The sequence below is a fragment of the Acholeplasma sp. ORD1043 genome, from assembly GCF_057808485.1.
In genome coordinates this window covers 46,885-63,014 of the sequence record NZ_JAQLOJ010000002.1, presented here as the reverse complement: position 1 = coordinate 63,014, position 16,130 = coordinate 46,885, and the positions used below count along the sequence as shown (strand labels likewise).

Annotated in this window: 15 protein-coding genes; all 15 read left to right on the top strand. The window is 31.5% G+C overall.

The window, feature by feature from the left end; all coding sequences use genetic code 11:
• Window positions 1-35 precede the first annotated feature (35 nt).
• Window positions 36-1,988, top strand: a complete 1,953-nt coding sequence (gene uvrB, locus PG914_RS01400) for an excinuclease ABC subunit UvrB (protein ID WP_488821903.1) — start codon at window positions 36-38, stop codon at window positions 1,986-1,988.
• Entirely contained in the window at window positions 1,988-2,824 is an 837-nt protein-coding gene (locus PG914_RS01395) for a beta-1,6-N-acetylglucosaminyltransferase (protein WP_488821902.1), read from the top strand. The genes uvrB and PG914_RS01395 overlap by 1 nt, the downstream gene beginning before the upstream one ends.
• Window positions 2,825-2,836: 12 nt before the next feature.
• Entirely contained in the window at window positions 2,837-4,588 is a 1,752-nt protein-coding gene (locus PG914_RS01390) for a M3 family oligoendopeptidase (RefSeq protein ID WP_488821901.1), read from the top strand.
• A gap of 61 nt (window positions 4,589-4,649) precedes the next feature.
• Window positions 4,650-5,390 (top strand): YveK family protein, encoded by a 741-nt coding sequence (locus PG914_RS01385; RefSeq protein ID WP_488821900.1) that lies wholly within the window; start codon window positions 4,650-4,652, stop codon window positions 5,388-5,390.
• Complete coding sequence (locus PG914_RS01380; RefSeq protein ID WP_488821899.1) at window positions 5,387-6,133, top strand: CpsD/CapB family tyrosine-protein kinase; 747 nt, start codon at window positions 5,387-5,389, stop codon at window positions 6,131-6,133. The genes PG914_RS01385 and PG914_RS01380 overlap by 4 nt, the downstream gene beginning before the upstream one ends.
• Window positions 6,134-6,135: 2 nt before the next feature.
• Window positions 6,136-6,798 carry a CpsB/CapC family capsule biosynthesis tyrosine phosphatase gene (locus tag PG914_RS01375; protein WP_488821898.1) on the top strand — a complete coding sequence of 221 codons (663 nt, stop codon included), beginning with the start codon at window positions 6,136-6,138 and terminating at the stop codon, window positions 6,796-6,798.
• Window positions 6,795-7,664 (top strand): DegV family protein, encoded by an 870-nt coding sequence (locus PG914_RS01370; RefSeq protein WP_488821897.1) that lies wholly within the window; start codon window positions 6,795-6,797, stop codon window positions 7,662-7,664. Before PG914_RS01375 ends, PG914_RS01370 begins: the two co-directional genes overlap by 4 nt.
• Window positions 7,661-8,383, top strand: coding sequence for an NYN domain-containing protein (locus PG914_RS01365; protein ID WP_488821896.1), 723 nt, complete (start codon window positions 7,661-7,663; stop codon window positions 8,381-8,383). Before PG914_RS01370 ends, PG914_RS01365 begins: the two co-directional genes overlap by 4 nt.
• Window positions 8,384-8,503: 120 nt before the next feature.
• Entirely contained in the window at window positions 8,504-9,670 is a 1,167-nt protein-coding gene (locus PG914_RS01360) for a nucleotide sugar dehydrogenase (protein ID WP_488821895.1), read from the top strand.
• Window positions 9,671-9,672: 2 nt separating this feature from the next.
• A complete protein-coding gene (locus PG914_RS01355) occupies window positions 9,673-10,632 on the top strand; it encodes a GDP-mannose 4,6-dehydratase (RefSeq protein WP_488821894.1) in 960 nt (319 codons plus the stop codon).
• Window positions 10,633-10,787: 155 nt separating this feature from the next.
• Window positions 10,788-11,615, top strand: coding sequence for a glycosyltransferase (locus PG914_RS01350; RefSeq protein ID WP_488821893.1), 828 nt, complete (start codon window positions 10,788-10,790; stop codon window positions 11,613-11,615).
• 5 nt (window positions 11,616-11,620) lie between these two features.
• A complete protein-coding gene (locus PG914_RS01345; RefSeq protein WP_488821892.1) occupies window positions 11,621-12,397 on the top strand; it encodes a DUF4422 domain-containing protein in 777 nt (258 codons plus the stop codon).
• The gene (locus tag PG914_RS01340) at window positions 12,394-13,509 is read left to right on the top strand and encodes a glycosyltransferase (RefSeq protein WP_488821891.1); all 1,116 of its coding nucleotides are present in this window, start codon (window positions 12,394-12,396) and stop codon (window positions 13,507-13,509) included. Before PG914_RS01345 ends, PG914_RS01340 begins: the two co-directional genes overlap by 4 nt.
• Entirely contained in the window at window positions 13,509-14,615 is a 1,107-nt protein-coding gene (gene glf, locus PG914_RS01335) for a UDP-galactopyranose mutase (protein WP_488821890.1), read from the top strand. The genes PG914_RS01340 and glf overlap by 1 nt, the downstream gene beginning before the upstream one ends.
• Window positions 14,602-16,101: a flippase gene (locus tag PG914_RS01330; protein ID WP_488821889.1), complete on the top strand. Its 1,500-nt coding sequence runs from the start codon at window positions 14,602-14,604 to the stop codon at window positions 16,099-16,101. The genes glf and PG914_RS01330 overlap by 14 nt, the downstream gene beginning before the upstream one ends.
• The last annotated feature ends 29 nt before the right edge of the window (window positions 16,102-16,130 follow it).

The following is a 16,130-nucleotide window of genomic DNA, read 5'->3' as shown; positions in this document are numbered from 1 at the left end:
ATTTATTTATAACCTTTAGAAAGCAAGGTGAGGCTATGTTCAAACTTGTATCCCAATTCCAACCATCAGGTGATCAACCAGAGGCTATTAAAAAGTTAATAACAAACTTTTCAAATAATAAAAAAGAACAAATTTTACTTGGTGCTACTGGTACAGGTAAAACCTTCACGATTGCTAATATCATTCAAAAACTTGGTAAAAAGACTTTAGTACTTGCTCACAATAAAACCTTAGCTGGTCAATTATATGGTGAGTTGAAATCATTATTTCCTGAAAATAGAGTAGAATACTTTATATCTTATTATGATTACTACCAACCAGAAGCTTATGTTGTATCAAGCGATACCTACATTGAAAAAGATTCATCAATTAATGATGAAATTGATGAACTAAGACATAGCGCAGTTGCATCACTACTTTCAAGAGAAGATGTTATAGTTGTTGCATCTGTTTCGTGTATCTATGGTATTGGGGATCCTGATGATTATAAGAACGCAACAATTTTCTTAAGAGTTGGAGAAGAATACGGTAGAAACAGACTTTTAAATAAACTTGTTGAACTTCAATATGCAAGAAATGATTTAGATTTTCACCGCGGTACTTTTAGAGTGCGTGGTGACAATATTGAAATTATTCCTTCTAACCAAAGAGATTTAGGTATTAGAATTGTCTTCTTTGGTGATGAAATTGAAGAAATCATTTTATTTGATGTCCTAACCGGAGTTTCAAAAGAGAAAACTATGTTTGCTACTATTTTCCCTGCAACACTCTTTATGGCAAGTAAAGAAAAAATGGCAGAAAGTATTAGAAGAATTAAAAATGAACTTGCAGAACAAGTTCATTTCTTCCAATCTGAAAATAGACTATTAGAAGCCCAACGTATTGAAATGCGTACTAAATACGATATTGAAATGCTGGAAGAAATCGGATTTACTTCAGGGATTGAAAACTATTCAAGACATTTAGCATTAAGAGAAGCTGGTGAAACACCTGCAACCTTAATGGATTTCTTTGGCGATGATTTCTTACTTGTAATTGATGAATCTCACGTGACTGTTCCTCAAATTAGGGGGATGTACTTTGGTGATAGATCTAGAAAAGAAAACTTAGTTAACTATGGTTTCCGTCTACCATCTGCCCTAGATAACAGACCATTAAAATTTGATGAATGGGAAGCAAGAAAAGATAAAGTAATTTATTTATCTGCAACCCCTGGACCTTATGAACTTGATAAACAACTTCCAGTCATTGAACAAATCATTAGACCAACCTATCTACTTGACCCTGAAATTGAAATTAGACCAACAGCAGGTCAAATTGATGATTTATACTTTGAAATTAAAAAACGTATAGAAAATAATCAAAGAACTTTAGTAACAACGCTAACGATTCGTATGAGTGAGGACTTAACCAATCACTTTAAAGAATTAGGTTTAAAGGTTGCGTATTTACATAGTGAAATTAAAGCACTAGAAAGAACAGCAATTCTTCGTGATCTTCGTTTAGGTAAATACGATGTATTAGTTGGTATTAACTTACTTCGTGAAGGTCTCGACCTTCCGGAAGTAGGCTTAGTAGCAATCCTAGATGCAGATAAACAAGGTTTCTTACGTAGTGAACGTGCCTTAATCCAAACAATTGGCCGTGCCGCCCGTAATGTTAATGGTCGTGTCATCATGTATGCAGATCAAATGAGTGAAGCCATGAAATTAGCGATTGATGAAACCAATCGACGTCGTGCAATCCAAAAAGCATACAATGAAAAACATGGTGTTGAACCAGTAACAATTACTAAAGAAATTAGAGATAACATTTCAATTAAAGGTGAAGTTATCAAAGATGGTAAAGTTGATAAACTATCTAAGAAAGAAATTGAAAAAGAAATTAAACGTCTAGAAGTCTTAATGAAACAAGCAGCTAAAGACTTAGACTTTGAAAAAGCAATGGAAATTAGAGACTTACTCTTTGAATTGAAGGCAGGTAGCTAATGAAAATAGCCATACTATTAATTATCCACAAGATAAATAATCAAGTGAATCAACTCATTGAAACATTTGAAAAAGATAAATTTGATATCTTTATTCATGTCGATGCTAAAGTTCAAGATCTTTCAAAATTATCATCTACAAGAAATGTCTATGTGATTGAAAACAGAGTTTCTGTTGAATGGGGAGCTGTTTCGATGAACAGAGCCCATATCAATTTATTAGAAGCAGCATCTAAAAAAGGCCGCTATGCTCACTATACATTAATTAGTGGACAAGATTTACCAATTAAACCAACTAAAGATTTATATGATGAATTAGTAACCAATAAAGATTTTACTTACATGTTAATCCATGATGATGAAGCATGGATTAAGAAACAAGAGATTAACATTAAACTTAAATATCCAAAATTTATGATGAAAAGAAATCTATTTGCTAAAGCCACTAAAAAAGCGTATCAAATATTATTTGGCTGGCGTAATAAAGAAACGCATAGAAAGAATTACTTTGGTTCAGTTTGGATGAGTTTAAGTTCTGAATTTGTTGAGTATTTATTTAATTACTACAACATAGAAGAACTATTAAAAGAATATAAGCATGGCTTATGTGTAGATGAAACGATGATGCACACAGTCTTTATGAATTCACCATTACGAGATAAACGTAAAGACTACTTAACTTATGTTGACTGGTCAGAACAAAAACCAAGTCCAAAGACTTTAACGATTGCTGATTATGAGCAAATAATAAACTCAGATAAGTTCTTTGCTAGAAAGTTTGATTCAACAGTTGATAACGAAATTATAAAAAAAGTACTACAAGCTATTAAGCACTAGGAGAAAATGAATATGAATGAAATTAAATGGAATTTAGACGACCTATATTTAGGTTTTGACGATAAATATAAAGCTGATATGGATAAGTTCAACTCGCTTGTTGAAGACTACGCTAAGTTTTTACAAGCAACACCAACATCACCTAAAGCATATATTGAAGGTGCAATTAAGTTTGATGAAGAATTAACAGTTTTATATCGTACGTTAGCATCATTTGCTAGTTTATCAACAGCAACTGATGTAACGAATAATGAAGCCTTAGGTTACTTATCAAAACTATCCGCAATCTACAGAAAGTTAACAGCTCCAAGTGTTACTTACACTAGATACTTAGCAACTGTTGATTTAGATGAACTAGCTAAAGATTCAGATAAAATCAAACTTTATTTATCTAATTTAAAGAATGACCAAAAAGATGCTAAACATTTATTAACTGAAAAAGAAGAAGTTTTATATGCTAAACTTGCTGAACTTTCTAGTATGTCTTGGTCTAGACTACAACAAATTGCTACTGCTAATTTAAAAGCTGAAGTTCAAGGTAAAGAATATACATTCTCTGATCTTCGTGGTCTTGCTTATGATTTTGATCAAAAGATTAGAAAAGAAGCATACGAAAAAGAACTTGCTGCATTTGAATCAGTAGATGATTTTGTTGCTATGGGTTTAACTAATATCAAACGTGAAGTAAACACCATGATGGAACTTCGTGGATATAAATCAGCCTTAGAAAAAACATTAGATCAATCAAGAATGAGTGAACAAACGTTAAATGCAATGATTGAAGCAATGAAAGACTTCCGTCCTCACTTTGCAAGATACATGAAGGCTAAAGCTAAATACTTAGGCCATGAAGGTGGCCTACCTTGGTATGATATGTTTGCACCCGTAGGTCAATTAAACAAAACTTATTCTTATGAAGAAGCTCAAAATTTAGTTGTTAATGCATTTGGTAGTTACTCATCTAAACTAGCAGGTTTTGCTAAGACAGCATTTGATAAAAACTGGATTGACGTTTTCCCTAAAAAAGGTAAACGTGGTGGTGCATTCTGTTCTAACCAACCTCAAATTGGTCAATCAAGAATTATGCTAAACTTCACAGGCTCACTTGATTCAGTTTCAACCATGGCACATGAATTAGGACATGGTTATCATGGTGATGTGATTAAAGCTAACCAACCACTTCATTGGTCATATCCAATGCCACTTGCTGAAACTGCTTCAATCTTCTGTGAAACAATCATGACCCAATATTTATTAACCCAATTTACAGATCCAAAAGAAAGACTTTCTATCCTAGAAGTAGGCTTACAAGGCGATACTCAAGTCATTATTGATATTCTTTCAAGATTCATTTTTGAATCAAAAGTATTTGAATCAGCAAATCGTCCAATTTCAAAACATGAAATGAATACTTGGATGTTAGAGGCTCAAAAAGAAGCATATCAAGATGGACTAGATCACAATAATCTACACCCATACATGTGGTTAGTTAAAGGTCATTACTATTCAGCTGGTTTAAACTACTATAACTTCCCATATGCATTTGGTTTATTATTTGGTAAAGGGTTATATGCTCAATACTTAAAAGATAAAGAAAACTTCTTAAAACGTTATGACGATTTACTAGCATTAACGACTAAAGAAGATGCAGAAGTGGTTGCTAAATCAATGGGGATTGATATTACCCAAAAACAATTCTGGCTAGACAGCTTAGAAATGATTAAAAAAGACATTGATGAAGTCGTATCGCTCTTTAACATATAAAAATATAACAGTATGTTATAATAAATTTGATAAGATGTTCGCTTAAAAAGGAGAAATAAATATGGATTTTGAAAACCAAAATCAACAGGAATCTGGGATTAGTTTAGCTGATATCTTTAGGGTTATTAGAGTAAACTGGATTCTTATTACAGCATTCACTTTAGTTGTTACCATTGCAGTTGGAGTTTATGCTTTTACATTAGTTCCAGATCAATATAAATCAACAAGTGAAGTTTTAGTTCAAGTACCAGTAGGTGGTGGCAGTGGTGAAGATGGTGGAATTAACTATTTAGATACACAAAGATTAATTCAAACAGCTTCAGAATTCGTTAAGAGTGATTACATTATTAACAAAGTAAAAACATCTGGGTTAGTAACTGATCCTGATCATACTGAAAAATTAAATGGAATGTCTAATACTTTAATTAGACGAGGTATTGCAGTTTCATCTTCAACAACTTCATTCATCATTAGAATTAGCTTCACATCTACTGATGAAGATTTCTCACAAGTTATGGCAGCAGCCTTAACTGCGGTAGTTATTGATAATGATGTTGATATGTTTGAAAACAAATTTGTTGAATTAACATCAGCAGGTATCCCTGAGAATGACTCACCAAATAAGATTTTATATATCATTGTTGGTGCAGTTGGTGGTGCTATCTTAGGTATGGCGTTTGCCTTTATGAAATTATTATTTAGTAATGCTTATATGACAAAAGAACAACTGGAACAAGGAACTAAGATTCAAGTGATTGGTGTTATTCCAGAATTTGATGTTAAAGAGAGAAAGAAAGCATGAGAAGACGTAAACTATTCCAAAAAGAACGTTTAGCAGATTACAGCTATATCGTATCTAAAGAACAACCAATGTCATATGTAGCAGAAGCTTTCCAAAAAGCTTTAGTCAATCTTGAATACGTCAACGTTGATGGTAACTTAAAGGTTATTCAATTTACTTCGTCCCTAGCTGGTGCTGGTAAAACAACCTTTGTTTCTAATCTTTCATTCTTAATTGGTAAGAAGGGTAAGAAAGTTGTTTTAGTTGACCTAGACTTAAGAAAACCTAAAATTAATAGAATCTTTAAAGCACCAAATGAAGGTGGCGTTACAGATTATCTAGCAGGTAAAATTGAGTATAAAGACTTAATCAAGTATTCAGAAGAATTACATACCTACTACATCGTAGCAGGTGAAAAAACAACAGCTGTTGTAAACGTCTTAGAAGCTCAAAAATTAAAAGACCTAATCGCAAAACTTCGTACAGACTTTGATTATGTAATTCTTGATTCACCACCAGTTATTGCAGTATCTGATGCACTTTATATTACAAGACTAGCAGATGGTGTGATCTTCGTTGTTGCTCAAAATGAAGCTAAAAAAGCAGTCATTAATGAAGCAATCAACACATTAAGACAAAACAATGTTAACATTATTGGTTCAGTATTTACTCAAGTTGATATCAAGGAGAATGAACTCTATTCATATACTTATGGTTATGGCTATGGTTACACATCTAAGGACGCACCAGAAGACGGTGAATAATTATGATTGATATGCATAACCATATTCTGCCTTTGGTAGATGATGGTGCTAAATCCTATGAGATGGCACTTAGTATGCTAAAAATGGAACTAGCTCAAGGTATTACAAGAGTTGTTCTAACGCCACATGTTCAAAACCGAGTTCAAAAAGTTTCTAGTAAAGAATTAAAACCAAGATTTGAAGCATTCAAAGCATACGTAAAAGAAAAACTGCCAGAGATGACACTCTATCTTGGTGCAGAAGTAAAATATGATGCCTTAAAAACAACTGATTATGAAAGGTTTGTTTTTGAAGGTACAAAGTACATCTTAATGGAATTTTCAACTAAAGAACATGATCCAATTTCAGATGTCATGTATGATTTGATTGCTAAAGGATTTAAACCCATCTTAGCCCATATTGAAAGATATCCATATCTAGAATTAGATGATATCATACGTATGAAAAATGATGGTGTCCTAATCCAAGTAAATGCTGGTGCGATTTTAGGCAGTGATGGATTTGCTACTAAAAGACGCGCTATGAAGTTAATAAATTTAGAATTAGTTGATTTAATTGCGAGCGATGCTCACAATACATTAACTAGAAAACCAAATGTATTACCGGCTTTAAATAAAATAGCCAAGAAGTTTGATCAAAATAAACTAAAGGAGTTTAAATTATGAAGGATTTCGTCATCATAACAGATTCAACAACAGACTTACCAGATCAACTTGCAAGAGAACATAATTTAGTTGTTGTACCACTTAAGTTTCATGTAAACGATAAATCTTATGTGAACTATTTAGACAACAGAGAATTAGATCCAAAAGCATTCTACGATATGATGAGAGAAGGGGCACAACCTACAACTTCTCAAATTAATCCAGACGAATACTTAGAAATCTTATCTCCAATCTTAAAAGATGGTAAAGACATCTTAGTGTTAGCCTTCTCATCTGGATTATCTGGTACTTTTAATTCAGCGCGTATTGCTACTGAGGAATTAAAAGAACAATTCCCTGAAAGAAAGATTTTATTAGTAGACACAAAGAGTGCTTCCTTAGGGGAAGGTCTCTTAGTCACGTTAGCAGCTAAGAAAAAACAAGCTGGTGCTTCAATTGAAGAAGTTAAAGCCTACGCTGAAGAAATGATTCCAAAAATCGCTCACTGGTTTACAGTTGATGATATTGGACATTTAGTCAGAGGTGGTAGACTTTCTAAAGCTGCAGGTTTCATTGCAAAACTAGCAAATATTAAACCAGTATTATCAGCGTCAAACGAAGGTAAATTAGAAGCGCGTCATAAGGCTATTGGCCGCAAACGTGCGATTAAAGGATTATTTGATGAAATGGTTAAAACTGCCTTACCTGGCCCTCAAGTTGTTTACATTGGACACGGAGATGACCAAGAAGCAGTTGACTATCTAGTAAGTTTAATCAAAGAGAAGTTTGAAGTTTCTGAATTAGTTGTTTCAACGATTGGTCCAGTTATCGGTGCCCATACTGGTGCTGGTGTACTTGCATTATTCTTTATTGGAACTCAAAGATGATTGACAAGGATTATCGTTTAGCACTACTAATCGATGCAGATAACATTTCTCCAAACTATCTAGACATCATTATCAGCGAAGCAAATAAACACGGGAAAATCACCATAGCGAAAATCTATGGTGATTGGTCCCAAGAGCGTTTAAAAACGTGGAAAGCTAAAGCTGAAAAATACTCTCTAACCTTCGTACAACAATATGCAAATCTTTCTAACAAAGGCAATGTTTCTGACTTCACCCTAGTTATTGATGCCATGGACATTTTATATTCTAATAAAGTGAATGGATTTTGTATCGCCTCATCAGATTCTGACTTTACAAAATTAATCATTCGTCTTAAAGAAGATAATATGTATCTCATTGGTATGGGCGAATCAAAAACACCTGAGGTTTTAGTTAATTCATATGAAAGATTTTATTATATCGATAAAATCCTAGAAGAACTTCAACCTAAGAAACAAAAGAATGAATCAACCAATACAAACTCATTAATTACTAAGATAGAAACAATCTTATCTGAGTTAAAGAAAATTATTGATGACAATTTAGAAGATGATGGTTGGGCTTACTGGTCATTAGTTGCTAACCAACTAAGAAAGAAATATCCAGGGTTTGACCCAATTAACTACGGATCTAAATTAAAAGCTTTAAATTTCTTTAAAACATTTAGTGAATTTGAAGTAAAGAATGAAGATAAAGTAGCATATATAAGATTGAAATAATCAAATTAGATTAAATTTCAGAGATGATACCTACTAAGGTATCTTTTCTTTATAGGTACATACGGATTAATAGACTTATAATTCTTTGTGTACTATAATAATTCTACGAGGAGAATGAATATGAAAATTACTGTCTTTGGCCTTGGCTATGTAGGGCTATCAAATGCAGTGTTATTATCTCAATATCATGAAGTTGTTGCTTATGACATCAATCAAACAAGAGTTGATTTAGTAAATGCAAGAAAAAGTCCTATTGTCGACCACGAAATAAATGAATTTTTAGAAACAAAACAATTAAATTTAATAGCGACATCTAATGTTGAATTAGCATTAAAAGATGCATCGTATATCATTATTGCAACCCCAACAGATTATGATCCAAAATTAAACTACTTTAATACAAGTAGTGTTTATAATTCGATTAAAACCATTAGAGAAAAAAATAAGTCAGCATATATCATTATCAAAAGTACAATTCCTGTTGGATATACTAAAGAACTTCAAGAAGAATTTGGTACGGATCATATTATTTTTTCACCTGAATTCTTAAGAGAAGGTAAAGCATTGTATGATAATCTTTACCCATCAAGAATTATTGTAGGTAGCCAAAGTGAAGCTGGCAAAATTTTTGCTGATTTATTGAAAAATGCTAGTTTAAAAAAAGATGTTGCAGTATTACTTGTTGATTCAACCGAGGCTGAAGCAATAAAACTATTTGCAAATACGTTTTTAGCACTACGTGTAGCATTCTTTAATGAACTTGATACTTATGCTGAAGTTCGCGGTTTAAGTACTAAACAAATCATTGAAGGTGTTTCACTTGATCCTCGAATTGGTGATTTCTACAATAACCCTTCATTTGGTTATGGTGGATATTGTCTGCCAAAAGATACTAAACAATTACTTGCGAACTACCAAGATGTACCGAACAATATTATTAGTGCAATCGTTGATGCCAATAGAACTAGAAAAGATCATATAGCTGATATGATTCTTGCTAAAAAACCAAAAGTTGTTGGTATTCATCGACTTGTGATGAAGAATGAGTCTGATAACTTTAGATCATCTTCAATTCAAGGCATTATGAAAAGAATAAAAGCTAAAGGTATTGAAGTTGTGGTTTATGAACCCGTTTTACAAGATGATGAATTCTTTGGCTCTAAAGTCATTAAAGATCTAGGAGCATTCAAAAAAATGTCAGATGTCATTGTAGCTAACCGTTTTTCTTCAGAATTAAAAGATGTTGAAGAAAAAGTTTATACAAGAGACTTATATCAAAGGGATTGATTATGAAAACTTATTTAGTAACAGGTGGTGCAGGGTTTATTGGTAGTCATTTAGTTGATTTCCTATTAAAGCACAACCATAAAGTTGTGGTCATTGATGACTTCAATCAATATTATGACCCTCAGATTAAATGGAATAATATTAAAGAACATCAACAAAATCCAAACTATACTTTAGTTCAAGGAGATATTTGTGATTTTGAATTATTAGAAAGCATTTTTAAAAATAATAATATTGATACAATTGTTCATCTTGCAGCTAGAGCTGGCGTTCGTCCTTCACTCGAGGACCCTATTTTATATCAAGAAGTCAATGGTAGAGGAACTACAAATATTTTAGAACTTGCTAAAAGATATGGTGTTAAAAAGTTGGTCGCTGCATCATCATCAAGTGTTTATGGTAATAATGAGAAAGTTCCATTTAAAGAAACTGATGTTGTTGATTTCTCAATTAGCCCATATGCAGCAACTAAAAAAGCAAACGAAGTTTTAGGACATGTTTATCATAAACTATATAACATGGATATGATCTTTTTAAGATTCTTTACAGTATACGGCCCAAGACAACGTCCAGATTTAGCTATACATAAGTTTGCAGGATTAATCTTAAATGAAAAACCAATTCCATTCTATGGTGATGGTTCTAATGCAAGAGACTACACTTTCATAGAAGATATCATTGATGGTGTAACGAAATCCATTAAATACGTTGAAGAAAACAATAATGTTTATGAAATCTTAAACTTAGGTGAATCAAGTCCTATTAGACTAGATTACATGGTTCAAACATTAGAAGAAGTCATTGGTAAAAAAGCGATTATAAATAGACTTCCAATGCAACCTGGTGATGTTAATCAAACTTATGCTGATATCACTAAAGCTAAGAATTTAATCGGTTATGACCCTAAAACAGATTTCAAAACAGGTATCGAAAAGTTTATTAAATGGTATCTTAATAAATAATGATTATTTAAAAATATAGATTAAAGATGTGTATAGATTAACTTTTTATACACATCTTTTTTTGTATTATAACAGTAGAAAACTGCATCATAAACGAAACGTTGTAATCTCTTTTTCCCATACATGATATAATTGTTATGAGGTAACTACAATCTATGATTGAATTTTCTGTCTTAATGTCAGTATATAAAAAAGATAACCCTATTTGGCTAAAAGAAGCCCTTGATTCAATGGTGAATCAAACGCTTTTACCATCAGAAATTTTAATTGTTCAAGATGGTCCAATTACAGAAGAGCTATCAAATATACTTTCTGAATATAAAACTAAATATCCAATAATTAGAACACATGCTTTTGAAACAAACCGAGGTCTTGGTTTAACACTCCGTGATGGGATGTTATTAACTAAGTATGATTATGTTGCTAGAATGGATTCAGACGATGTATCTGTCTTAAATAGGTTTGAACGACAAGTCGCATACTTTGAAGCGAATCCTAAAGTAGATGTCGTTGGTTCTTCAATTATTGAGTTTGAAGATGATCCATACACATCAATTATTTTACGTAAACTTCCTGAAACACATGAAGAAGTTTTTGAATTCTCAAAGAAAAGATGCCCGGTTGGACATTCATCAGTGATGTTTAAAAAGTCTGCTGTGTTACGTGCTGGTAACTACCGTGATTTCTATTTAGTTGAAGACTATGACCTATGGGTTAGAATGTTAAATTCAGGTGCTATATTTTATAACTTCCCTGATTGTATTACATACATGAGAGTTAATAAAGATTTTTATCGTCGTCGTGGCGGTATTAAATACTACAAATCAATTAATCGATTTAAGAAGTTATTAAAAAAAGAAGGACATATGTCCACTTTCCAATATCTTAAGTCAAATACAGCATCACTAATCGTGTGTCTCATGCCAGGTTTCTTAAGAGTCTTTATCTACAAAAACTTACTTAGAAAAAAGAAGAAGGATTGATGATTATGTCATTAAAAGTTTATATTGCTACCCATAAACAATATCCAAAGGTGAGTAAATACATTGATGAAAACTATGAATTTATTCAAGTTGGTGCACATAATAAAGATAGAATACCAGGCTATTTATCAGACCACGATAAAGATTTAATCTCTGAGAAAAACGATACATACAGTGAATTAACCGCACTATATTACATTTGGAAAAAAGATAAGAATGATTATGTAGGTTTAGTTCACTACCGAAGACTTTTTTCACCTAAATCAATAAACATCTTTAAGTATCATGGTTTAAAAGGGGATAAAATAAAAAAATACTTAGAAAAGTATGATATTATCCTACCAAAAAGACCTAAGATGAGAGTTACTGTCAAAGAGAATTATGAACGTAACCATTATATTCAAGACCTTTTCTATGCTAGAGAAGTTATTGAACATAAATATCCGGATTTTTTAAAAGCATTTGATGAAGTGATGAAGTCTAAACGTCCATATTTATTTAATATGTTTATTATGAAAAAGGAATTATTGAATCAATATGCAGAATTCTTATTCACAATTCTTTTTGAAGTAGAAAAACATGTTGATATATCAAGTTATGATCAATACCAAAGAAGAATCTTTGGCTTTATCTCAGAACGTTTATTTAATGTTTGGGTTTTAAAAGAAAACTTAAAGGTCAAAGAATTAAATATTATTGAAATTGAAAGAAATCCTTTTGTTGAAACTATCAAAGCTATACCTAAAAAAATAGTAGGTATTAAAGGGGATGTCAAAAGATGAAGAAAATCAAACTGCTTCATATCTTAACAGAACTCCAATTAACTAATGGTATAACAAGTTATGTTATGAACCATTATCAACGACTAGATCATGAGAAATTCTCAGTTGATTTTTTGATTGCCAAAACAGCAGATCAAAAATATGTTGATATGATTGAAAAATATAACGATAGAATCTTATATTCACCAAAGATTTCGATGAAGAATTATGCTAAGTTTGTTAAGCATGCTAAAGAGTTATTTCATGAACATAAGTATGATATCGTCCATTCTCATGAATTTAACTGGGGTATGCCATACCTAAGAGAAGCTAAGCGCGTTGGTATACCGGTTCGAATCTTCCATGCCCATGCGACTCAAAGTAGTCCAAGTTTAATTAAAAGATTTAGAAATGCACTTTTAATACCAAAAACAATTCATGCAGCATCTGATCTTTGGAGTTGTAGTGAAATTGCAGGTAAATTCTTCTTTAAAGATAAGGCATTCTTTTTATCGCACAATGCGATTAATGAAGAAAAATTCCAATTTAATCAAGAGTACCGAGAGGATATTAGAAATTTATTAAATCTTGATAACAAGACTAAACTTATTGGTTTCTTTGGCCGTTTTGAGGCTCAAAAGAATCCAATGCATACGCTAAATGTTTTTAAAGAACTGTTAAAACTTCGAAGTGATATTCATTTATTAATGGTTGGTTCAGGTTCTTTAGAGAAAAACATTTTAGAATTTATTAGTAATGAGAAACTAGAATCTAAGATAACAGTCTTTTCACCAAGAAGAGATATCTATAAATTCTATTCAGCAATTGATTTATTCTTATTACCTTCTTTATATGAAGGTTTACCAGTGGTTGGTGTTGAATCGTTATTCTCAAACCTTCCACAAGTATACTCAACCAATATTACAAGCGAAATTAACTTAATTGATTCAATTCATTATTTACCATTAGAATTATCAACAGATATGTGGGCAAGAAAAATATCAACTTTTCTTGATATGAACGTATCAAGAGTATTAAATGACACATCTAAATTAAATGTATATAAAATAGATTATCAAGCTAAAATGGTTGAGGATAAATACTTATCCTATTTTAAAGGAGAAAATAATTAATGTATGATTATTTAATCGTAGGCGCTGGTATCTTTGGTTCAGTCTTTGCATATGAAGCAAAAAGACGTGGAAAAAAAGTACTTGTTATTGATAAAAGAGATCACATTGGTGGCAATATGTATACCAAAGAAATAGAAGGTATTAATGTGCACATGTATGGTGCACATATTTTCCATACCTCTAATAAAGTTATTTGGGAGTACATTAACCAATTTGCTGAATTTAATCATTATATCAATAGTCCGGTTGCGAATTTCAAAGGTGAACTTTATAACCTACCATTTAATATGAACACTTTCTATCAAATGTGGGGTGTCAAAACACCTAAAGAAGCTATGGATAAAATAGAAGAACAAAGAGCTAAATACTTTGTTGAACGCCCTAAAAACCTAGAGGAACAAGCAATCAACTTAGTTGGTTATGATATCTATGAAAAGTTAATTAAAGGTTATACAGAAAAACAATGGGGTAGAGACTGCAATCAATTACCTGCATTTATTATTAGAAGATTACCAGTTCGTTTTACTTTCGATAATAATTATTTTAATGATACATACCAAGGTATCCCAATTGGTGGGTATACAAGGATATTTGAAAAACTTTTAGATGGTATTGAAGTTCGTTTAGGTGTGGATTATTTTAAAGATAAAAATCATTTTGATCAACTTGCCAAAAAAGTTTTATATACAGGTCCAATTGATCAGTTCTATAACTATGAATATGGTGTGCTTGGTTATCGATCTTTACGTTTTGAACATGAAGTGTTAGACCTTGAAAACTATCAAGGTAATGCAGTTATTAACTATACAGATAGAGAAACACCATTTACTAGAATCATTGAACATAAACATTTTGAATTTGGTAAACAACCAAAAACAGTTATCACAAAAGAATACCCTGATCAATTTAGTCAAGGTAAAGAAATGTATTATCCAATCAATGATGATCAAAATAATGAAATGTATAAGCAATATAAAGAAAAAGCAGATAAGGAAACTAAATACTTATTTGGTGGCAGATTAGCAGAATATAAGTATTATGATATGCATGCAGTCATTGCATCTGCTTTATCAATGGTGAAAAAAGAACTTCATGAAGAAAGCTAGTGTTTCTAAAAACTATATTTATAACTTAATCTATCAAGTACTAGCAGTCATCATCCCAATTATTCTAAAACCATATTTATCACGTGTTTTAGAACCAGACGGGATGGGGCGTTTTTCATTTACTAATACATTTATGACATACTTTAGTTACCTTGCACTTTTAGGTGTACAACTCTATGGTACTAAAGTCATTTCACTCGCTCAAGATGATCCATATAAATTAAAGAAAACATTCTGGGAAATATTAGGTTTAAAAGCAATAACATCAGTGATTGCTATTACGTTATATTTCACAGTTATGCCACCTTTAATTGGTGATGAATTAATTTACTTCCATGGTATTTGGTTATTCGTTAATTTAATTGATATTACTTGGTATTTCACAGGGTCTGAAAGATTTAAATCAATTGTTATTAGAAATTCAATTATAAAAATCTTAACAGTTGTTTCAATTTTTGTCTTTGTTAGAACAAAAGAAGATATTTATATTTATGCAACAATCCTAGCAGCAGCAGAACTCTTAGGTCAGCTGATCTTATGGTTTTCAATTAGAAAAGAAACTGTTGTTAAAGAACTTAAAACTTTAAAAGGAGATTTCCATCCTTCGTTACATATTAAGGGTACATTAACCTTATTTTTACCACAAGCAATTATTCTTTTATATACATCATTAAATACAACCATGATTGGGTTTATGTCAGGACAAGAACAAGTAGGTTTTTTTGATAGTGGTGCGATGATTGTCAACACCATGCTATTAATCGCAACATCGCTTGCAATGGTGATGGTGCCAAGAATCAGTAAACTGAATGAGGAAGGCGATAAGAAGAAAATTACAGACTTACTCAATAAAAGTGTTCATGTAACAACTTATCTTGCTTATCCGATGATGTTTGGATTAATTGTCTTATCTCATATCTTTGTTCCTTGGTTCTTTGGTATGGATTATCTACCAGTTGTTGATATCCTTGCATTATATAGTATTAAAATTAGTTTAGTTGTCATTTCTAATGTGATTGGTGTCCAATACATGATTCCAACAAATAAGAATAAAGGATTTATTATCTCTGTCTCAACTGGGGCAATTATCACATTAATTTTAAACTTTATTTTTATTCCAATTTATGGTGCATATGGTGCAGTTATTGTTTCTTTAATCGCAGAAGCACTGGTAGTACTTGCACAAATCATTTTAATCAGAAAAGAAATCAATTTTACATTAATTATTTTAAAAACATATAAAGCAATGATCGCTAGTATCTTAATGGGATTAGCTGTATACTTCATGGAGCCAGTGATATCAAGTGGCATCGATAAAATGATGAATGGTACATTTAGTTATGAAATAACTACTGCTATATTATTAATGCTTTATGCTATTTTAGGTGTGATCGTTTATTTCACAGTGAACCTAATTTTAAGAACACAAGTTCAACAAGATATTTTAAAAAAGATTTTTGGTATATTTTCAAAGAAAAAATCTTGATTTAAATAAGACAATTTCACACAAAAGTG